The organism is Amycolatopsis regifaucium, assembly GCF_001613935.1.
Taxonomy (GTDB): Bacteria; Actinomycetota; Actinomycetes; order Mycobacteriales; family Pseudonocardiaceae; genus Amycolatopsis; species Amycolatopsis regifaucium.
Genome location: NZ_LQCI01000012.1, coordinates 241,137 through 260,830 on the forward strand (window position 1 = coordinate 241,137; position 19,694 = coordinate 260,830).

Genomic DNA, 19,694 nt, shown 5'->3' on the forward strand with positions numbered 1-19,694 from the left:
CTCAACTTTTCTGACGTTGTACCTGTCGGCAAGAACTTCGCAGGACCTAGTACGAGGTGAGGGATGGACGCTTTCAACCCGACCACGAAGACCCAGCAGGCGATCTCGTCGGCGGCGCAGGCGGCCACGATGGCGGGCAACCCGCATGTGGCGGCCGCGCATCTGCTCGGCGCGCTGCTGGCGCAGGGTGAGGGACTCACCGCACCGCTGCTGACCGCGGTCGGGGCCGACCCGGCGCAGGTGCACAAGGAGCTGGAGCCGCTGATCGCGGCGCTGCCGTCGGCGACCGGCGCCACCGTGTCGAGCCCGCAGTTCGACACGCACGCGGTCAAGGCGCTGACGCACGCGCAGAAGCTCGCGACCGAACTCGGCGACGAGTACGTCTCGACGGAGCACCTCCTCGTCGGTCTCGCCACCGAGGGCGGCCCGGTCGCCGACCTGCTCAACCGGCACGGCGCCACCCCGGACGCGTTGCGTGACGCGTTCGCCAAGGTCCGCGGTTCCGCGCGGATCACCAGCGCGGATCCGGAGAGCACGTTCAAGGCGCTGGAGAAGTACGGCGTCGACCTGACCGAACGGGCCCGCGCCGGCGAGCTGGACCCGGTGATCGGCCGCGACACCGAGATCCGCCGTGTGGTGCAGGTGCTCTCGCGCCGCACGAAGAACAACCCGGTGCTGATCGGTGAGCCCGGCGTCGGCAAGACGGCCATCGTCGAGGGGCTCGCCCAGCGCATCATCGCCGGTGACGTGCCGGAGTCGCTGCGCGGCAAGCGGGTCGTGGCGCTGGACCTCGGTTCGATGGTCGCGGGCGCCAAGTTCCGCGGCGAGTTCGAAGAGCGGCTGAAGGCCGTGCTCAAGGAGATCACCGACTCCGCGGGCGAGGTCGTCACCTTCATCGACGAGCTGCACACGATCGTCGGCGCGGGCGCGACCGGCGAGGGCGCGATGGACGCGGGCAACATGATCAAGCCGATGCTCGCCCGCGGTGAGCTGCGGATGGTCGGCGCGACCACACTCGACGAGTACCGCCAGCACATCGAGAAGGACGCCGCGCTGGAGCGGCGCTTCCAGCAGGTGCTGGTCGGCGAACCGTCCACGGAGGACACCATCGGTATCCTGCGCGGGCTCAAGGAGCGGTACGAGGTGCACCACGGGGTGCGCATCACCGACGCCGCGCTGGTGGCCGCCGCGACACTGTCCGACCGCTACATCACCGCCCGGTTCCTGCCGGACAAGGCGATCGACCTGGTCGACGAGGCCGCGTCGAAGCTCCGCATGGAGATCGACTCGCGGCCGGTCGAGATCGACGAGGTCGAACGCGCCGTGCGGCGGATGGAGATCGAGGAGATGGCATTGTCCAAAGAGGACGATGTCGCCTCCAAGGAGCGGCTCGCCGTGCTGCGCTCGGAACTGGCCGAGAAGCGGGAGACGCTGACGGCGCTGACCGCGCGCTGGCAGAACGAGAAGGGCTCGATCGAGCGTGTCCGCGAACTCAAGGGGCAGCTGGAGCAGCTGCGCGGCGAGTCCGAACGCGCCGAACGCGACGGCGACCTCGGCAAGGCCGCCGAACTCCGCTACGGCCGGATCCCCGCGCTGGAGAAGGAGTTCGAGGCCGCGACGGCCGCCAGCGAGGTCAGCCAGCAGAACGTCATGCTGAAGGAGGAGGTCGGCGCGGACGACGTCGCGGACGTGGTCAGCGCGTGGACCGGCATCCCGGCGGGACGGCTGCTGGAGGGCGAGACGGGCAAACTGCTCCGGATGGAGGAGGAGCTCGGCAAGCGGGTCGTCGGGCAGAAGGAGGCCGTGCAGGTCGTCTCGGACGCGGTGCGCCGCACCAGGGCAGGCGTCGCGGACCCCGACCGGCCGACCGGTTCGTTCCTGTTCCTCGGCCCCACCGGCGTCGGCAAGACCGAGCTGGCGAAGGCGCTGGCGGAGTTCCTGTTCGACGACGAGCGCGCGATGCTGCGGATCGACATGAGTGAGTACGCCGAGAAGCATTCGGTGGCCCGCCTGGTCGGGGCGCCTCCGGGTTATGTCGGCTACGACCAGGGCGGTCAGTTGACCGAGTCCGTGCGCAGGCGGCCGTATTCGGTGGTGCTGCTGGACGAGGTCGAGAAGGCTCACCCGGACGTGTTCGACGTGCTCCTGCAGGTGCTCGACGACGGGCGGCTCACCGACGGCCAGGGCCGCACGGTGGACTTCCGCAACACGATCCTGGTGCTGACCTCGAACCTCGGCTCGCAGGCCATCGCGGACCCGACGCTCGACGAGCGGCAGCGCAACGACGCGGTGATGGCGGTCGTGCAGCGGCAGTTCAAACCGGAGTTCCTGAACCGGCTGGACGACATCGTCGTCTTCCACGCGCTCGGCACCGACGAGCTGACGTCCATTGTGGACATCCAGATCGCACGGCTCGCCTCCCGGCTGTCGCGGCGCCGCCTGACGCTGGACGTCACCGTCGGAGCACGCGAGTGGCTCGCGCTGAACGGTTTCGACCCGATCTACGGCGCGCGGCCGTTGCGGCGGCTGGTGCAGTCGGCGATCGGCGACAAGCTGGCGAAACAGTTGCTGGCCGGTGAGATCCGGGACGGCGACACGGTGCGGGTGGACATCCCGGCCGAGGAGGCGTCGGACGCGTTGACGGTCACCCGGGTGGAGTGACGCGGGGCGGTCGCTGATGACCGCCCGATGAGATGAAGGGGCCTTTCATCGCAAAATTTGCGATGAAAGGCCCCTTCATTGCGTTGGCGACACAGCGATTTGTCGACCTTTCGGTGACTCTTTCGGTGCGCCACCGAAAAGGGGTGGCGCGACACGGCGCCCGGCGATCACTTCCGGTGAGCGCAGGGGGATACCCTGACGGTCGTGGGTATTCCGGCGTGGATCTGGTTCGTCGTCGCCGCCGTCGCCTTGGTGGCGGGGCTGGGGCTGCTCGCGGCCGACCGGGCGAAGGAGGGCTCGCGCAATCGCGAGCGAATGCGCTGGGCCGAGTTGCGCGGCTGGCAGTTCGTCGAGGAGGACGACCGGCTGCCGCGGCAGTGGTCCGGTGGCGCCATCGGGTACTTCGGCGCCCAGGCCGCGGTCAACGTCGTGGCCGGGTCCACCTTCACCTCCGACGGCAGGCGTCCCGTTTTCATCTTCGACATCGAGACCGAGGGCCAGATCCCGGCGGTCGTCATCGCCGTGCGCTGCAACCGCGTGCACGAAGTGCCGCTGGAGATGTGGCTGTCCAGCGTGCCGTTCCAGCGCCAGGACATGCCCGAGATGCTCGGCCCGATCGGCCAGCGCTACGCCTTCGCGGACGACTCCGAGGGCGCCCGCAAGGTGATCACGCAGGAACTTGTCGACGCGGCCGATTCGCTCGGTGGCGACGTCGGCGTGGCGTGGCTGGAGAACGAATGGGTGCTCGCGAGCGTCGCCCCGAACGCCGGGCCGTCGCGGCTCGAGCGGCTGCTGCGCGATCTCGGCGAGATCGCCGACATCGTCGACCCGTTCGACGAGGAGTACAACAACACCCCGACCCCCGGCCGTCACTGGCAGGCCGAGGCCGCCGACGACGTCGAGCCCAAGAGCTAGGACCGCCTGAGCTCCAGTGGCAGCGCGTCGGCGGTGACGCCGAGGTGTGCCGGCCGGTCGAACACCGTGAGGTCGAGCGTCCCGGACTGCGTCACGCGCCCGGCCTCGGCGGGATCGACGGTCGGCAGGAGCCCGTGGACCGACGTCGACGTGCTCCCGTGGACTTGCGCGACCTCGATGATGCCGAGGTCGCCGTTGATCGTGTTCGCGCCGGTGCCGGTCAGCCCGCCGCCTTGCCGCGCCAGATCCGCGTCCTGTCCGGTGGTCACCAGCCCGCTCATCGGACCGGCGGTGCCGCCGAAAGCGTGTTCCTGACCGAAGCCGGCGCCTGAGCGGGCATCCAGGGGAAGGACGCCGTCGAACCGGCCGTCGCCGTGCTGCGCCGAGGTCGCCCCGACGGTCGCGAGGTTGCCGAGATCGACGGCGTGGCCCGAAGAGCGGCCTGCCTCCAGCAGCCCGCCGAGGTCGCCCGAGAAGCCGCCGTCGAGCCGCGCGGCCCGGCCGAATTCGCCGCCCGCGTGCTGTTGGGTCTCGTTGATCACGCCGAAGCCGGACAGTGGGCGGACCGCGTGGTAGGTCCCCTCGGACGCATCGATCGCCCGGCCGTCTTCGGCGATCAGGGAAGGCGTGTCGGAGCGCGGATCGACGGCGGCCTCGGTCAGCCGCTCGTCGCTTCGTCCGAGGTTGGTTTCGTTCCCGGCCACGGCACCGCCGTAGGGGTCGAGCTTCATCGTGTTCCGCTGGCCTTGCGTGACGCCCTGCGTGGTCTTCGAGGCGGTGAGCACGCCGACGTTGTCCGGCCGGACGGTGACACCGTCACGGGTCTCGACGTTCTCGCTCACCGACCGGCGGACATCCGCGACGACCTTCGCGTCACCGAGGTCCTTGCGGTAGACGTCCCGCTCGGTGCTGTTCACGAAGCCGCGAAGGACGGACGTGTCCCCTTCGCTGGTGACGCCGGCACCGCGATCGAGGGTGCCTTCCCGCTGGTGGTCGAGCGGTAGTGGGATCGCCGGGTCGGTCTGGGCGGCGAGCGAGGTCGCCGGGCCGGCGAGCAACAACGCCAGCGGCGCGGCACCGGCCGCGACCTTGGGCAGATAGCTCGGCTTGCGCCTGCTGTGCTTCCCCATGGGCCGGGACGATACTTCCCGACCGGGGTCGTCGCACGTCAGGCCCCCACTGAGCGTGACGTCCACCGCTCGTCGCTCGACGAGAGCGCACCCGACTGGAGAGTAGGTTCGCGGTATGACACAAACCGCACTGATCACCGGCGCCACCGCCGGCATCGGCGCGCAGTTCGCGCGCAGGCTCGCCGCCGAGGCGTACGACCTCGTGCTCGTCGCGCGCGACGTCGACAGGTTGGAGGCCTTCGCCGCGGAACTGGTCGAGGCACACGGTGTCGACGTCGTCGTCCTCCCGGCCGATCTGTCCGAAGTGGACGGACGCGGACTCGTCGAGGCCCGGCTGGCGGAAGATCCCGTCGACCTACTGGTCAACAACGCGGGATTCGGCCTCAACGGCGATTTCTGGACCATTCCGCCGGACGCGCTGCAACGTCAGCTCGACGTCAACGTCACCGCGGTCCTGCGGCTCACCCGCGCCGCGCTGCCCGCGATGATCGACCGCGGCGAGGGCGCGATCATCAACGTCAGCTCGGTCGCGGGTTTCTTCAGCGGCCGCGGTTCGACATACACGGCCAGCAAGAACTGGGTCACGTCGTTCACCGAGGGCATCGCGGCCTCGCTGCCGCAGGGCGTCCGCATGATGGCGCTCTGTCCCGGGTTCACCGCCACGGAGTTCCACGAGCGGGCGGGGCTGGACCGGCCGGGGCCGAAGGCGTTCTGGCTCGGCGTCGAGCAGGTCGTGGCCGAGGCGCTCGCGGATCTGCGCCGCGGCAAGGTGATCTCGGTGCCGAGCCTGCAGTACAAGGCGCTCGTCGCGGTCGGCGGACTGCTGCCGAGGGCGGTGGTGCGCAAACTCGGCGGCGGTTTCGGTGGCAAGGGTCGTACCTGAGTCACGCCATCGGTGTATTCGGCGGTTGGGGGCCTCGCCCGGCGGGTAGGTACGGATCATGAAGTCAGCACGCCTGATGGTCGGCGCGTTGGTGCTGGTGTCGGCCGCTTGTTCCACCGAAGAGCCCAACACCCCGCCGCCGAACTCCCTGTCGCCCACAGCGACGGAGCAAGGCAAGGGAAAGCCGGTGAACGCGATCCGAACGGCGGCCGGCGCGGTGCCCGACGGGCGGGTGTTCGACGTGGAGCCCTCGAACGAGGGTTGGGAGATCAAGGTGGCGTCGCACGGGCAGGAACACAAGGTGCGCGTGAGCCGGGACGGCGGTCAGGTCCTCGGCAAGCAGCAGACCGCCAAACCGAGCGACGACCTGCCGAAGATCGAACAGGCGGGAGTCGACGCGGTCAAGGCGCTGCAGGCCGCGCAGCAGCGCCAGCCGGGTGAGCTCGACGAGATGGAGATCGACTACGCCGCCGACGGCGCCCTGATCTGGGAGATCGGGCTTCGCGACGGCAAGGGCGTCGAGCACGAGGTCAATGTGGACGCCAAGACCGGCGAGGCCCGCTGAGCCGATGAGGTAGGGCCTGCCCCACCGCGGAGACGCACGCTCGCCCCAGGGTGCGGCCGACCTGGGATTCCTAGTGTTTTCCCCATGAACACTGGGTGGAACGGTGACGCGGTCCGGCTCGACGGCGTCCGCAAGGAGTACGGCAAGGGCGTCATCGCCCTGGACGGGGTGACGCTCGCGTTCCCGCGCGGCGGTTTCACCGCGGTGATGGGCCCCTCGGGCTCGGGTAAGAGCACCTTCCTGCACTGCGCGGCCGGGCTGGACCGGCCGACGTCGGGGTCCGTCGTGCTCGACGGGCAGGAGCTGGCCGGAATGAGCGAGACGAAGCTGACGAAGCTGCGCCGCGACCGGGTCGGCTTCATCTTCCAGGCCTTCAACCTGCTCCCGGCGCTGACCGTCGAGCAGAACGTCACCCTTCCGCAGCAACTCGCCGGTGCCAAGCCGGACCGCCGCGTCGTCGAAGAAATGCTCGGCCGCGTCGGGCTTTCCGGCCGCCGCAAGCACCTTCCCGGCGAACTTTCCGGCGGGCAGGCACAGCGCGTCGCGATCGCGCGGGCACTGGTCACCCGGCCCGCGGTGGTCTTCGCCGACGAGCCGACCGGCGCCCTCGACACGCGTACCGCCGCCGAAGTCCTCGGTCTCCTGCGCGATTCGGTCCGGACGACCGGCCAGACCGTGATCATGGTGACCCACGACCCGATGGCCGCCTCCTACGCCGACCGCGTCATCTTCCTCGCCGACGGCCGGATCGCGGACGAACTGCACGCGCCGACCGCGGACGTCGTCGCGGAGCGCATGACCCACCTCGGTGCTTGGGGCAGCCGCGTCCGGGCAGGTGCGTGATGCTGCGTCTCGCCTTCCGGACCCTGCGCCTGCGCAAGGGCGGGTTCATCGGAACCTTCGTCGCCGTCTTCTTCGGCGCGTTGATCGTCGCCTCCTGCGGTGGCCTGATGGAGACCGGGATTCGCGGCAACGCGGAACCGCAGCGACTCGCGGCCGCGCCGATCCTCGTCACCGGCGGCCAGACCTTCGAACTGCCGAAGAAGGACCCGGCCACGCTCGATGCCGACGACGACGAGAAGTTCGAGACCGTGCGGCTCCCGGAACGGGTCCGCCTCGACGACGGTCTCGTCTCGCGGCTGCGTTCCGTTCCCGGCGTCTCGGACGTCGTCGGTGAAGTGAGCTTCCCGCTCGCCGCGGGCGGTCAGCGGGCGCTCGGCCACGCTTGGGATTCCGCCGCGTTGACGCCGTACGCGTTGACAGCGGGTGCCGCGCCCAAGGCGGGCGAGGTCGTCGTCGAGCCGACGTCCGGGCTGAAGCCCGGCGACCGCGTCGACGTCGCCGCACATGGTGAGACCGAACCGTTCCGGGTCGCCGGTGTGGCCACCGCGCCGCGTTCGATCACGCGGTCCGCCGTGTTCTTCTCCGCCGCGGACGCCGCGCGGCTCTCCGGATATCCGGGCAAGGCCGACGTCATCGGCGTCTTCACCGAGCCGGGCGCCGACATCGAGACGGTGCGGGCGGACGTCGCCAAGGCCGCGGCCGGGGCGACCGTCCTGAGCGGGATCGACCGCGGTGTCGCGGAGTTCCCCGAGGCCGAATCGAGCGGGTCCAACCTCATTGTCATCGCCGCGGTGTCCGGCGGGCTTTCGGTGATGGTCGCGATGTTCGTGGTCGCCGGCACGCTGAGCTTGTCGACCCAGCAGCGTTCGCGCGAACTCGCGTTGATGCGGGCGATCGGCACGACCCCGCGTCAGCTGCGGCGCATGGTGCTCGGCGAGGCACTGGCCGTCGGCCTGCTCGCCACCGCGCTCGCCGCCGCCTTCGGCCCCTTGCTCGGTGAATGGCTGTTCGGGCAACTCGTCGAAAACGGTGTCGTACCCGAGGTTCTCCGGTTCTACCAGGGCTGGCTGCCCGCCGTCGTCGGCGCGGGCACCGCGATGCTCGCGGTCTTCATCGCCGCCTTCGTGGCGGGCCGCCGGGCAGGCAAGATCCGGCCGACCGAGGCGCTCGCCGAGGCCTCGGTCACCCGCCGCTGGCTGACGCCGATGCGGGTCGTGCTCGCCGTCCTCTGTTTCGGCGGTGGCCTCGCCTTGGCCATCGTGACCGTCGCGGTGATGACCGGCCCGATCGCGGCCAGCACCGCCGGACCCGCCGTGATCCTGTGGGCGCTCGGCGTCGCGATGATCACCCCCGGCGTCGCGAAGGTGATGACGGCGATCCTGCAGTGGCCGATGCGTCTCCTCGGCGGCATCGACGGACGGCTCGCCGTGCTCAACACCCGTGCCGGGATCGTCCGCGCGGCCGGTGCGGTCACCCCGATCATGCTCGCCGTCGGCATCGCGACCGCGAACATCTACCTGCAGACCACCCAGCAGGAGCTGGCGAACCAGGCGTTCACCGAAGACGTCCGCGCCGACGCCGTGCTCGGCTCGGTCGCCGGCGGGCTCTCGCCGGACCTGGTCCAGCGGATCCAGACCGTGCCCGGGGTGGCCGGAGCGTCCGAGTACGTGACGACCAATGTGTTCGTCGAGAAGCCGTACGAGCGTTCTGACGATGGACGTCCGGCGATCGGCCTCACCGCCTCCGGTGCCGGTGCGACCACGGACACAAAGGTGACCCAGGGCGACCTGAAGTCGTTGACCGGCAGGAGCGTCGCACTCCCCGACGTCTTCGCCAAGGACTTCGGCCGCGGTATCGGCGACACGCTGAGCCTGAGGCTCGGCGACGGTACGCCGGTCGAGGTCAAGGTGGTCGCGGTGACCAGCCAGCGCCCCGGTTTCGAGAGCTTGCTGCTCCCGGCCGATCTCCTGGCCCCGCACACCACCGCCGGGCTCGCCCCGCAGATGCTGGTCCGCGCGGCTCCGGGCGTCGATTCCGTGACGTTGACCGAACGCCTTCGCGAGGCGACGGCCGGGCAACCGGTGACCGTCGGCGACCGGGACGCGCTCGTCGCGGCACACGCGAAGGACCAGGCCGTCGGTGCGTGGGTGAACTACCTGATGGTCGGGATGATCATCGCCTACACGGTGATTTCGGTGGCCAACACGCTGGTGATGGCGACGATGCGGCGGCGCCGCGAGTTCGGCCTCCAGCGGCTCACCGGCTCGACCAGGGCGCAGGTCCTGCGGATGGCCGGTTTCGAAGGTGGGCTGGTCGCGGTGATCGGAATCGTGCTCGGCACGGTCGTCTCGGCGGGCGCGATCGTCCCGTTCTGCCTGGTGGCGGCCGATTCCCTGCTGCCGATGGGGTCCCCGCTGATCTACCTGTCCATCATCGGGATCGCCGCGGCGCTCGCGCTGGCGGCGACCTTGGTCCCGGCCTGGGCGGCGACCCGAGGACAGCCCGTGGACGCCGCGACGACCGGCAGTGACTGAACACACTGGGGCAAACACCCCGGGGGCGCCCGCCGAGCCATGTGTAAGACTCTCGGCCGTGGCGTACCCCGGGGTTGATCAAGCGGCGAAACTCGAACTGGCAAGGCTCGTCGGCGAATTGGCCGTCGTGCACGGCAAGGTGACGTTGTCTTCCGGCAAGGAAGCCGACTACTACATCGATCTTCGGCGGGCGACGCTGCATCACGCGGCCGCACCGCTCATCGGGAAGCTGCTCCGCCAGCTCACGCACGACTGGGACTACGTCGCCGCCGGCGGCCTGACCCTCGGCGCGGACCCGGTGGCGCTCGCCATGCTGCACTCCGCGGCCACCGACGGCGTCGTCCTCGACGCGTTCGTGGTCCGCAAGGCGGTCAAGGAGCACGGCATGCAGCGCCGGATCGAAGGCGTCGAGGTGCTCGGACAGCGCGTGCTGGCCGTCGAGGACACCTCGACCACTGGCGGCAGCGTGCTCACCGCCGTCGAGGCCCTGCGCGAAGCAGGCGCGAACGTGGTCGGCGTCGCGACGGTCGTCGACAGGGACACCGGAGCGCGCGAGGCCATCGAGAAGGAAGGCCTCGAATACCGTTACATTCTGAACAAGGACGATCTCGGTCTGTCCTGACTAAAAGCTCCCGAACGGGGCATCCTCCGTGCGAACGGAGGGTGCCCCGTTTTTTTGTGAGCGTTTCTCGATACGAGAGGGGTAACGTCGCAGGTAGGGGAGCGAAAGGGGGCTTGAGGTGGCGGGTTTTCTGGCGAACGTGACAGTCGCGGTGCATATTTTCGCGCTGGTGTTCATCGGATTCGGTGGTTTTCTCGCGTGGCGGTGGCCGAAGGTGATCTTCGTGCATGTGTTCTTCGCCGCATGGGGGATCCTCGTCAACGTCTTCCCGTGGCCCTGTCCGCTGACAGCCGCGGAGAACTACTTCCGCCATCAACAGGGCCTCGGCGATCTGCCCGGCGGGTTCAACGCCTACTACCTCTACGACACGGTGTTCCCGCGCTCGTCCCTGCCGTTGATCGTCGTGATCGCGATGGCGACGGTGATCATCTCCTACGTCGGCACGGTCCAGCGCTGGCGGCACCGCGACCACGACGGCGACGCACCGGCGCACCGCGTCAGCATGGGTTGAGTGACAATCACCAGGTGAGTCTTGAAGAGGTCGGCCCCACCGAATGGGTGGCGCGGGAAGAGGTCGGCGTCGGCCCGTGGGAGGGCGACTGGCCGACGGACGAGCGGTACGACCCCGAGCTCCTGGCAGGAGGTGACCGCCGCAACGTCGTCGACCCGTACCGCTACTGGCGGCGCGAGGCCATCGTGTCCGATGTGGACGCACGGCGGCACCCGTTCCACGTCGCGATCGAGAACTTCCAGCACGACCACAACATCGGCACCGTGGTCCGAACGGCGAACGCGTTCGCCGCGGCCGCCGTGCACATCGTCGGACGGCGGCGCTGGAACCGGCGCGGCGCCATGGTGACCGACCGTTACCAGCACCTTCACCACCACGAGGACGTCTCCGGACTGCTGACCTTCGCCGCCGAGGAAGGGCTCACCGTGGTCGCCGTCGACAACACTCCCGGCTCACAGCCCGTCGAGACCGCGGAACTGCCGCGCGAGTGCGTCCTGCTGTTCGGCCAGGAAGGCCCAGGGCTGTCGGCCGAGGCACAGAAGACGGCGTCGCTGGTCGTCTCGATCGCACAGTTCGGCACGACGCGCTCGATCAACGCCGGCGTCGCCGCCGGGATCGTCATGCACGCCTGGGTCCGGCAGCACGCCGACCTCACCCAGGCCTGGTGATTCCCGCGTTTCGTCCTCTGAACGCGGTCCTTGCGCATGCAACTACCGCATTCAGAGGACGAAACGCGTTCTAGACCGGGGCGACGTCCACCGGGATCCCGTTGAGCACGGCCGTCCCGGAGGGGACATCGAGAAGGGTCTCGTCGGCGACCAGATTCGAGTTGACCCCGGCGTGCGCGGACGCGACAGCCGTGCGCGTGCCGCCGAGGTCGTGCCCCCAGCCGTGCGGCATGCTCACCACGCCGGGCCGGACGTCGGGCGTGACCTCCACCGGAGCTTCGAGCTTCCCCGACCGCGACGTCACCGATGCGAGCCCGCCGTCGGTCAGTCCGAGCCGTGACGCGTCGTCCGGATGTACCTGCACCGTGCACCGGTTCCCGCCGCGCACCAGCGGCGTCAGGTTGTGCATCCACGAATTGTTCGAGCTCAAATGCCGTCGCCCGATCAGCAGCAGCCCGTCGTCCGGCGCCTTGTCCAGCTCCGCGCGCAGCCGAGGGACGTCCTTCGTGATCGCGTCCGGGGCCAGTTCGACCTTTCCGCTCGCCGTGGCGAGCGCCTCGGGCAGCCGCGGCTTCAGCGCGCCGAGGTCGATGCCGTGCGGGGCGGCTTCGAGGTCGGCCAGTGTCAGCCTGTACGGTCCGCCGCGCAGCATCAGGTCGATCATCCGCGCCGGGCCCGTGCGCCCCTCCGCGAGCGCGAGGTCGACGCCGGTGCGGCGGGCGGTCTCGGCCGCGACCATCGTGTCGAACGCGGTGACGTCGACGTCCGGACCCTGACCGGCGGCGATCCCGGCCATCCGCAGCAGCGTCACCCATTCCTGCGGCATGTCCGTTTCGAGCGGCTGAGGCGTCCAGTTCGCCACGTTGCGCACGGCGAGCGCGTACAGCGCGACGTCGTAGTGCGGCCGCTCCAGCGGTGACGGGCCGGGCAGGATGACGTCGGCATGCCGGGTGGTCTCGTTGAGATACACGTCGAGGGAAACCATGAAGTCCAGCTGCCGCAACGCTTCCGTGAGCCGCGCGGAGTTGGGCGTGCTCAGCGCCGGGTTGCCGCTGATGGTCACCAGCGCGCGGACCTGACCCGCGCCGGGCGTCTCGATCTCGTCCGCGAGCGTGGCCACCGGCAGCTCGCCGAGCACCTCGGGATAGCCGCGCACCCGGCTCTTCCACCGGCCGCTGGTGAACGGTGAGGACCGGCGCGGCCGCCAGAGAGCGGGTAGCGGGAACATCATGCCGCCCTCGCGGTCGAGGTTGCCGGTGAGCGTGTTGACGACGTCGACCAGCCAGCTCGCGATGGTGCCGTACGACTGCGTCGTCGTCCCCATCCGGCCGTAGACCGCCGCGCGTCCGGCGTCGGCGAGCTCGAGCGCGATGCGGCGGATCTCGGCCGCGTCGATGCCGGTCGCGGGCGCGACCGCCTCCGGGGTGAACGGCTCCGCGAGCGCGCGAACCTCGTCGACGCCGTTCACGTGCTCACTGGGACTGACCCGGTTCTCCGCGAAGAGCACGTTGACCAGCGCGAACAGGAAGAGCGCGTCGGTGCCGGGCCGGATCGCGTGATGCTCGTCGGCGAGCTGCGCCGTCCGGGTGCGACGCGGATCGAGGACGACGATCTTGCCGCCCCGCCGCTGGATGCCGCGCAGCCTGCCGCGGATGTCGGCCGCGGTCATCAGGCTCCCGTTGGACACCAACGGGTTCGCGCCGAGGACGATCAGGTGCTCGGTGCGGTCGAGGTCGGCGACGGGAATGGTCTGCGGGTCGCCGAACAGATACCCGGACGAAAAGTGCTTCGGCATCTGGTCGACCGTGGTCGCGGTGTAGAAGTTCTTGGTGCCCAAGGCTTTGAAGAACACGCGGCCATAGAGCACGAGTGCGGCGTTGTGCACCGTCGGATTGCCGGAGTAGACGGCGACGGCGTCCTTGCCGTGCTCCTCGATGATCGGCCGGAGCCGCTTGTCGATCTCGGCGAAGGCCTCGTCCCAGGTGACCTCGACGAACTCGCCGTCGCGTTTGACCAGCGGCGCGGTGAGCCTGTCCGGGTCGTGGTGCAGCGCGCCGAGGGAGGCGCCCTTCGGGCAGATGTACCCGTGGGAGAAGACATCCTCGCGGTCGCCCTGAACCCGGGTGACCAGGCTCTTCTCGTCGATCGTCACCTCCAGGCCGCAGGTGGCTTCGCACAGGGGGCAGGTCACATGCGCCGTGGTCATGAGGCACCTCGCGGGATCGGGGATCGTCCCAACATACTGAGCGGTATGTCAGTGGGCAAGGGATGATGGCGCGATGAACGCTCTTGCCGACCGGGCCGCGACCGCCGAGCGCGCGATCCGCGACCGGCATCTGCGCCGGGTGTGGGGGCTGCCGGGGACCGTGCTGGGCCGCAGCGGCTGGCCGCCCTCGACCGGGCAGCGCGTCCACTGGCATTGGAACTACTGGTGGCAGGCGCATCTGCTGGACACCCTCGTCGACGCCCAACTGCGGGATCCCTCACCGGATCGGCTGAAGCTGATCGACCGGTTCGTGGCCTCGCTGCGGCTGCGCAACTTCGGCAAGTGGATCAACGACTATTACGACGACATCGCCTGGCTCGGCCTCGCGCTGCAACGCGTCGGCCATCTCGGCCTGGACGTCCGCGGCGGACTGGAGGCGATCAGTTCGCGGCTGCGCGAAGGCTGGACCGACGACTCGGGCGGCGGCATCTGGTGGCGCGTCGGCGACCAGTTCAAGAACGCGCCCGCGAACGGCCCCGCCGCGATCTTCCATGCCCGTGAAGGGGCGACGCAGCACGCGCGAGGCCTGACCGACTGGATGACCGAGCGGCTCGTCGATCCGGAAACCGGACTGGTGTGGGACGGCGTGCGGGTCGATTCCGGGGAGCTGGTCAAGCATATTTTCACGTACTGCCAAGGGGTTTACCTCGGCGCCTGCCTCGAACTGTCCGAGCTGGACAGGGTGGAGCACACGATCCACGCGGTCGCGGCGCACGTCGCGCCGGACGGGGTGATCCGGGGACAGGGAGGCGGTGACGGGGGCCTGTTCGCCGGGATCCTGGCGCGCTACCTGGCGCTCGCGGCGCCGCTGCTCCCGAGCGGGGTCGCGCGCGATCTGGTCCTCCGGTCGGCTGAAGCCTGCTGGAACGGAGCCGCCGCGACACCGCAGGGGCCGCTCTTCAGCGCAGACTGGGCGACTCCGGCGCCTTCGCTGCCTCTCGCCCCCGACGCCCCCGAGCGCGACCTGTCCGTCCAGATCAGCGCTTGGATGCTCCTCGAAGCCGCCGCCACCCTGGACCACCGCGTTTAGTCCTCTGAATGCGGTAGTTGCGCGTGCAAGTACCGCATCCAGAGGACTAACGCGGTCAGGATGAGTGAGCTGTGGCAAACGTAGAGGCCCGGCGTGAAGAGCACACTGGACCTCTACGTCGTCATCGGTCTACTTGTCGAGATCGGGCTGGGTGGACTAGCCCGCCATGCGCGGCCTGTAGACGCCGTCGGTGGAGTGGACGGCCACCTTCTGCTCGTCGTAGTCGGTGCACAACTCCATTTCGGAAAGACTCGACCGCCGAGCTCGCCCAGCTCCAGCCTGATCGTCGCGTTCCTGCCGCATGGTGCGGATGACGACATAAGTCGAGAACAGGCTGCCGCCGGCGATCACCATGGAGAAGACCGGCAGGGCCACCATGGTATTGCTGGGCAATAAGTCGTCAGCGGCGAGCAGGAACAGCATGAGGATCAAAATGACCAGCATGGCGATCATCATGATCCGTCCCCGGACGCCCTCCTTGAGACGTAGTGCCAGCTGCCGTGCCCGTGAGGACTCCGCTGCGACAACCGGCGCTCCCACCAGCGGAAGCTCCGGGAAACCGCTCGGCGCGTTATCTGCTCTGCCTTCCTGCTCCGCGGGCTGGTCTTCCCCGGCGCCCCGATCCTCACCGATCTGCACGGTCGGCAGGGACGACTCGTGCCGCTGAGCCGGGATCGGGGAACGAGGCAGCTCCAGCGACAGCCCAAGCCGTCGACGTTCCCGCAGCAGCCTCCACTGCATGATCACCAAGTCGATCTGAACCGTCGGCATCTTGCAGGCGTGCAAGCACTTCAGCAGCTGGTCGGGTTCACGAGGGAGCGCCCCATCCTGTTTGCTGAGGTTGTACACCTGGGAACGGTTGATACCGGTCTTCGCCGCGATTTGCCCATGGCCGAGCCGAGCACGACTCATAGCCAGCTGGACAACCTTGGACACGTCGTCGGGGTTCTCAACCAGTAGTTCCGCCGCGTCGAGAACACCAGCGCCCTCGCGCCGGTCGCCGTCGTCGACACCGATCCGCAGCGCTATCTGCGCAATCTCCAGGATCACGTCGTAGTCCATCGCGAACTCGGTCCGCTCCGCCAGGACGAAAATCGCCGCGACGTCGAGAGCCTGATCGGCCGGCCTGCGCTTGAGCCAGCTCAGCCGGTCGTCCTTTTCGATCTGTTGTTTCGCCTGCTGCAACAGGTCCCGCTGTGGGCTGGAGGGTCGTGGCCGCGAGACGTGGACCATTTCGAAGGCGGGCCTCTGGTGATCCAGCTTTCCCATTACTGATCCGGCCTGTCGATCGCTCGGGCGAGGCGCATGAGACCGCGTGGGACATAAATCAGGCCGGTGCCGACCACAACGGCACAGCTGGCGATCAGAAGCGCCAGGTACCACTCGTAGCCACGGGTGAGCATCCATCCAGTGAAGAACAGCACGCCGAGGGTCATGGTGACCTGTGGCCACGTGACGCTGTGCGCAGGCGGCCGGTATGGAACAGCAGTGCCGGGCACGCTCGGCACAGACGACAACGTCACAAGAAACTCCCTGAGCAGTATGTGGGCCGCCCGGCGTGCCGTGGGCGGCTAGGCAGAAAGTGCTGTGGCTCGAGACTTCGTGATCCCAGCCTGTTCCGCTCAGGTGTTGGCGCACCAATAACGGAACAACCCTCACGCTGCCGTGCGGCACGCCTCGTGAGGGCAGGCCCATCGTATGCCTGGCAAGAAGATCACGGCGAGAAGAAGGTGCGATAGATCCTCGAACTCCTGTCCAAAATCGATGTCACACCGGCCTTACTCGGCGAGTCCCCGGTGTCCAAGATCATGAGACGAGGAATAGTGAAACGCTGTCGCGGTGGCGGGTGAACTCGCTGCTTAGGACAGCCTGATGTCGTATTTACCCAGGTTGAGCGCCGTCGCGGTCGATTTTGGACACGGTGACCTGCTGTCCAAAACCGTCCTCGTTCCCCGGAGCTCACCCCCCGTCAAGGGGTAAAGTCGTGTTCACCGGTCCGGAAGGGCCGGTACCCTGGGCACGAACTAATGCTGTGGCTCGAGCCAAGGGTAGCGATGGATCACCGTTGGCGCGGTGCCATCCAACCGGACCCCGGAGGGACTCCCTCCGGGGTTTCGCGTGGTGGCGAACGCCAGCAGGCGCCGCACGAGGTGTTGCCCGCCGACGTTGAACCAACGGCGCGCCCCGGTCTGACCGTCCGAGGACGATCAGTGATCCGAGAGCAAGCGGAAACCTCGAAGGTGACAGACCGCCGCGAAGGCTAGTAGCCAGTGCAGGGCCAAAGGGGCCTGCGCGGCGGACTTCCTCGTGCGCAGGCCCTGCCTGGTGGGGCTCCTTACTTAGGCAGCGGAGGAGCGTTTCGGCGACCGGCAGTATCGTCCTCTATGGACATTCGCGAGGCGCCGCTCGTCCCCGGGCCTCGCATTTAGAGGACTGAATGCGGGGTCACCAGACGTCGCCGGAGCGCCAGTCGCAGGTGATCTCCCCGTCCAGGTCCATGGTGACCCCCACCGGCAGCACGTGGATCGACCCGTCGTCCTCCTTCGTCGCCTCCACGCCCGAAGGCGTCATGACCGACGAAGGACCGCGCCACAGCAGCCAGCCACGCGACTCGTAGAACTCCAGTGCGTCTTCGGACGCCGAAAGCGCCCCGAGGTCGTACGCCTTCCGCAGGACCCGCTCCAGCGCGTCCATCATCGCGGCGCCGTGCCCGCGCCGCCGGTGGTCGGAGCGGACGGCGACCGCCTCGACGTAACCCGTCCGGAGTACCCGGCCGTTGTGCACGAGCCGTCGCTGGACCAGTGACGCGTGCCCGATCAGCTCGCCGCCCTCCCAGATCAGCGTATGCATGCCGCCGAGGGAGTTCTCCCAGTCGTCGTCGCTGAAATCGCCCTCGAAGGCGTCGTCGAGCAGGGCGCGCGCCGCTTCCAGCACGGCGGCGTCGAGGTCGGCGGTGTGCACGGTCCACAGCTCGGTCATTCCGCCATCTTCACCCGGCGGCGGCGTTCTGACCAGCGGGTTGTGACTCAGCAGCCGCAGGACCGACGGTGTATGAAGCGCGGCGCGAGCCGTACGGATTCGGGTCGTCGCTCAGGGTCGGTGATCCGGGCGAGCAGGAGTTCGACGGCCTTGCGCCCGATCTCCTCGATCGGCTGCGCCATCGTGGTCACCGCCGGGGTCACCTGGCCGGCCCACTCCATGTCGCCGTAGCCGACGATCGCGAGGTCGCGGCCGATCCGGATGCCGAGCCGGTGCGCCTCGTACTGGACGCCGATCATCATCGCCTCGCTCGCCACCACCAGCGCGGTCGGCGACGGCCAGCTGTCGAGCAGTTTCGCGGTCGCGGCGGCCGCCCCGCCCGGGGTTGACCGCCCGCACGCGACCAGCTGCGACGTCCACCGGATGCCGGAGCGGCCGAGGCCGAGCCGGTAGCCTAGCGCGCGCTCCTCGTGGGTGGTCATGCCTTCTTCGCCCGCGATGAAGCCGATCTTGCGGTGCCGCAGCCCGGCGAGATGCCGCACGAGCGCGCAGACGGCCTGGATGTTTTCGGAGCCGACCTGGTCGACGTCGTTGCGTCCGGCCATCCGGTCGACGAGGACGGTCGGCACGCCCATCCGGACCAGCCCGTTGATCACCGCCTCGTCGCCGGCCGCCGGGACCAGCAGGACACCGTCGACGCGGTCCGCGCGCAGCTCGCGGATGACCGCGGCCTCGTTGGCGACGCTGTCGCCGGTGTCGGCGAGGGTGATTTCGCAGCCGTGACGACGTCCGGCGCGGCGGATGGCGCGGATGAGCTCACCCGAATAGGGGTTCGCGTGCATTGCCATGGCCACCCCGAACCGGTGGGTGACCGGGGTGTCCTCCCACAGGGGCAACGCCGGGGACAATGCCGTCATCGATCCACGCCTTCATCCGAGCTTGAATGAAGGTAACGGCTGACGGAGCGTTGCTCGGCCGCGAGACCGGAAAGTCTCCCAACAATCATCAATGTGAGTGAACGTGCGCGCAGCCGCAGGACGCACGGTGGCGGAGCGTAGGCGGAATCCGGAGCGTCTGGGCCTTGCGTGCGGGGTCGTTGATCCGGGACAGCAGCAAGCGGACGGCCTGCGTGCCGATCTCCTCGATCGGCTGAGCCATCGTGGTGAGCGGCGGATCGACGAGGTCGGCCCACTCGACGTCGTCGTAGACCACGACGGGCAGGTCGATCCCGGCTCGCATGCCTCGGCGGCGTAGTTCGTGCAGCACCCCGACCATCATGCTGTCGTTGCCGACCACCAGCGCCGTCGGCGGTTCCGGCAGCGCGAGCAGGGTGCTCAACGCCAGCGCCCCGCCCGCCCGCGACGACTGCCCGCAGGCGACCAGTTCCTCCGACCAGGTCCGCCCCGAACGGCCGAGTCCCAGCCGGTAGCCGAGGATGCGCTCCTCGCTGGTGCTCAGCCCGGCCGCACCGCTGATCATGCCGATCCGCTGATGCCCGAGCGACGCCAGATGCGCCGTCAGCGCCGACGTCGATTGGATGTTCTCCGCGCCGACCTGGTCGACGTCGGTGCGCGTGGAAAGCCGGTCGATGAGCACGGTCGGGACGTCGAGCGAGACGAGTTCCCCGATCACCGAACCGTCGCCGGGCGAGGGGGTGATCAGCAGGCCGTCGACCCGGCGGGAACGCAGTGTCCGCACCGTTTCACGTTCGGTGTCGACGGTGTCGTGCGTGTCGGCCAGCAGAACCGTGTATCCCGCCGACGCGGCTTCGCGCTCGATCGCCTGGATGAGCACCGCGAAATACGGGTTCGCCAACAGGGAGATCGCGACGCCGATCGACCGCGTCCCGCCGGTGACCAGCGAGCGGGCGATCGCGTCACCGGTGTAGCCGGTCTGCTCGATCGCGCGGAGCACCGCGGCCTTGGTCTCCTCGGCGACCGCCCTGGTCCCGTTGACCACATGCGAAACGGTCGTGATGGAGACGCCCGCCAGCTCGGCGATGTCGCGTTGAGTGGGACGGGAGGAGCGTGACGGCGGCATTACCAATCCTCGGTCAGGTCTGCTGCAAGCGTTTGCGCAAACGCTTG

Annotated in this window: 17 protein-coding genes; 10 read left to right on the forward strand and 7 right to left on the reverse strand. The window is 69.1% G+C overall.

Annotation, left to right across the window (positions count from 1 at the left end):
- Window positions 1-63 precede the first annotated feature (63 nt).
- Both clpB and AVL48_RS15625 read left to right on the forward strand, forming a co-directional pair.
- Window positions 64-2,661 carry an ATP-dependent chaperone ClpB gene (clpB, locus tag AVL48_RS15620; RefSeq protein WP_061981812.1) on the forward strand — a complete coding sequence of 866 codons (2,598 nt, stop codon included), beginning with the start codon at window positions 64-66 and terminating at the stop codon, window positions 2,659-2,661.
- Window positions 2,662-2,865: 204 nt separating this feature from the next.
- The gene (locus tag AVL48_RS15625) at window positions 2,866-3,576 is read left to right on the forward strand and encodes a type III secretion system chaperone family protein (protein ID WP_061981813.1); all 711 of its coding nucleotides are present in this window, start codon (window positions 2,866-2,868) and stop codon (window positions 3,574-3,576) included.
- Here AVL48_RS15625 and AVL48_RS15630 read toward each other — a convergent pair.
- Complete coding sequence (locus AVL48_RS15630; protein WP_061981814.1) at window positions 3,573-4,706, reverse strand: hypothetical protein; 1,134 nt, start codon at window positions 4,704-4,706, stop codon at window positions 3,573-3,575. The genes AVL48_RS15625 and AVL48_RS15630 overlap by 4 nt on opposite strands.
- Before the next feature lie 115 nt (window positions 4,707-4,821).
- Here AVL48_RS15630 and AVL48_RS15635 point away from each other — a divergent pair, with 115 nt between their 5' ends.
- The 7 genes from AVL48_RS15635 to AVL48_RS15665 all read left to right on the forward strand — a co-directional run bounded on the left by AVL48_RS15635 (window position 4,822) and on the right by AVL48_RS15665 (window position 11,332).
- The gene (locus tag AVL48_RS15635) at window positions 4,822-5,589 is read left to right on the forward strand and encodes an SDR family NAD(P)-dependent oxidoreductase (protein ID WP_061981815.1); all 768 of its coding nucleotides are present in this window, start codon (window positions 4,822-4,824) and stop codon (window positions 5,587-5,589) included.
- Between the two features lie 58 nt (window positions 5,590-5,647).
- Window positions 5,648-6,154, forward strand: a complete 507-nt coding sequence (locus AVL48_RS15640; protein WP_082857649.1) for a PepSY domain-containing protein — start codon at window positions 5,648-5,650, stop codon at window positions 6,152-6,154.
- Window positions 6,155-6,238: 84 nt separating this feature from the next.
- Complete coding sequence (locus AVL48_RS15645; RefSeq protein ID WP_061981816.1) at window positions 6,239-6,997, forward strand: ABC transporter ATP-binding protein; 759 nt, start codon at window positions 6,239-6,241, stop codon at window positions 6,995-6,997.
- The gene (locus AVL48_RS15650; RefSeq protein ID WP_061981817.1) at window positions 6,997-9,531 is read left to right on the forward strand and encodes an FtsX-like permease family protein; all 2,535 of its coding nucleotides are present in this window, start codon (window positions 6,997-6,999) and stop codon (window positions 9,529-9,531) included. The genes AVL48_RS15645 and AVL48_RS15650 overlap by 1 nt, the downstream gene beginning before the upstream one ends.
- 58 nt (window positions 9,532-9,589) lie before the next feature.
- Window positions 9,590-10,153, forward strand: a complete 564-nt coding sequence (gene pyrE / locus AVL48_RS15655) for an orotate phosphoribosyltransferase (protein ID WP_016338130.1) — start codon at window positions 9,590-9,592, stop codon at window positions 10,151-10,153.
- 118 nt (window positions 10,154-10,271) lie between these two features.
- A complete protein-coding gene (locus AVL48_RS15660; protein ID WP_061981818.1) occupies window positions 10,272-10,664 on the forward strand; it encodes a DUF2784 domain-containing protein in 393 nt (130 codons plus the stop codon).
- Window positions 10,665-10,678: 14 nt separating this feature from the next.
- Window positions 10,679-11,332 (forward strand): TrmH family RNA methyltransferase, encoded by a 654-nt coding sequence (locus tag AVL48_RS15665; protein ID WP_061981999.1) that lies wholly within the window; start codon window positions 10,679-10,681, stop codon window positions 11,330-11,332.
- A gap of 70 nt (window positions 11,333-11,402) precedes the next feature.
- On the opposite strand, the gene AVL48_RS15670 is transcribed toward AVL48_RS15665, so the two are convergent.
- Window positions 11,403-13,538: a molybdopterin-dependent oxidoreductase gene (locus AVL48_RS15670; RefSeq protein WP_061981819.1), complete on the reverse strand. Its 2,136-nt coding sequence runs from the start codon at window positions 13,536-13,538 to the stop codon at window positions 11,403-11,405.
- Window positions 13,539-13,611: 73 nt separating this feature from the next.
- Between AVL48_RS15670 and AVL48_RS15675 the strand changes: the two genes are divergently transcribed.
- Entirely contained in the window at window positions 13,612-14,628 is a 1,017-nt protein-coding gene (locus tag AVL48_RS15675; RefSeq protein WP_061981820.1) for a glycoside hydrolase family 76 protein, read from the forward strand.
- Window positions 14,629-14,784: 156 nt separating this feature from the next.
- On the opposite strand, the gene AVL48_RS15680 is transcribed toward AVL48_RS15675, so the two are convergent.
- The 5 genes from AVL48_RS15680 to AVL48_RS15695 form a co-directional block, all read right to left on the reverse strand.
- Window positions 14,785-15,897 (reverse strand): hypothetical protein, encoded by a 1,113-nt coding sequence (locus tag AVL48_RS15680; protein WP_061981821.1) that lies wholly within the window; start codon window positions 15,895-15,897, stop codon window positions 14,785-14,787.
- A complete protein-coding gene (locus AVL48_RS39040) occupies window positions 15,897-16,064 on the reverse strand; it encodes a hypothetical protein (protein WP_156515768.1) in 168 nt (55 codons plus the stop codon). The genes AVL48_RS15680 and AVL48_RS39040 overlap by 1 nt, the downstream gene beginning before the upstream one ends.
- Window positions 16,065-17,073: 1,009 nt before the next feature.
- Window positions 17,074-17,607: a GNAT family N-acetyltransferase gene (locus tag AVL48_RS15685; protein WP_061981822.1), complete on the reverse strand. Its 534-nt coding sequence runs from the start codon at window positions 17,605-17,607 to the stop codon at window positions 17,074-17,076.
- 47 nt (window positions 17,608-17,654) lie between these two features.
- Entirely contained in the window at window positions 17,655-18,524 is an 870-nt protein-coding gene (locus AVL48_RS15690) for a LacI family DNA-binding transcriptional regulator (RefSeq protein WP_061981823.1), read from the reverse strand.
- An 88-nt stretch (window positions 18,525-18,612) separates the two neighbouring features.
- Window positions 18,613-19,647: a LacI family DNA-binding transcriptional regulator gene (locus AVL48_RS15695; RefSeq protein ID WP_061981824.1), complete on the reverse strand. Its 1,035-nt coding sequence runs from the start codon at window positions 19,645-19,647 to the stop codon at window positions 18,613-18,615.
- Between the last annotated feature and the right edge of the window lie 47 nt (window positions 19,648-19,694).

Excerpts from the sequence above, each read along its gene's own strand:
- clpB (WP_061981812.1), top strand. The coding sequence starts at position 64 with ATGGACGCTTTCAACCCGACCACGAAGACCCAGCAGGCGATCTCGTCG.
- AVL48_RS15630 (WP_061981814.1), bottom strand. The coding sequence starts at position 4,706 with ATGGGGAAGCACAGCAGGCGCAAGCCGAGCTATCTGCCCAAGGTCGCG.
- AVL48_RS15635 (WP_061981815.1), top strand. The coding sequence starts at position 4,822 with ATGACACAAACCGCACTGATCACCGGCGCCACCGCCGGCATCGGCGCG.
- AVL48_RS15640 (WP_082857649.1), top strand. The coding sequence starts at position 5,648 with ATGAAGTCAGCACGCCTGATGGTCGGCGCGTTGGTGCTGGTGTCGGCC.
- AVL48_RS15645 (WP_061981816.1), top strand. The coding sequence starts at position 6,239 with ATGAACACTGGGTGGAACGGTGACGCGGTCCGGCTCGACGGCGTCCGC.
- AVL48_RS15650 (WP_061981817.1), top strand. The coding sequence starts at position 6,997 with ATGCTGCGTCTCGCCTTCCGGACCCTGCGCCTGCGCAAGGGCGGGTTC.
- AVL48_RS15670 (WP_061981819.1), bottom strand. The coding sequence starts at position 13,538 with ATGACCACGGCGCATGTGACCTGCCCCCTGTGCGAAGCCACCTGCGGC.
- AVL48_RS15675 (WP_061981820.1), top strand. The coding sequence starts at position 13,612 with ATGAACGCTCTTGCCGACCGGGCCGCGACCGCCGAGCGCGCGATCCGC.
- AVL48_RS15680 (WP_061981821.1), bottom strand. The coding sequence starts at position 15,897 with ATGGGAAAGCTGGATCACCAGAGGCCCGCCTTCGAAATGGTCCACGTC.
- AVL48_RS39040 (WP_156515768.1), bottom strand. The coding sequence starts at position 16,064 with ATGACCCTCGGCGTGCTGTTCTTCACTGGATGGATGCTCACCCGTGGC.
- AVL48_RS15685 (WP_061981822.1), bottom strand. The coding sequence starts at position 17,607 with ATGACCGAGCTGTGGACCGTGCACACCGCCGACCTCGACGCCGCCGTG.
- AVL48_RS15690 (WP_061981823.1), bottom strand. The coding sequence starts at position 18,524 with ATGACGGCATTGTCCCCGGCGTTGCCCCTGTGGGAGGACACCCCGGTC.
- AVL48_RS15695 (WP_061981824.1), bottom strand. The coding sequence starts at position 19,647 with ATGCCGCCGTCACGCTCCTCCCGTCCCACTCAACGCGACATCGCCGAG.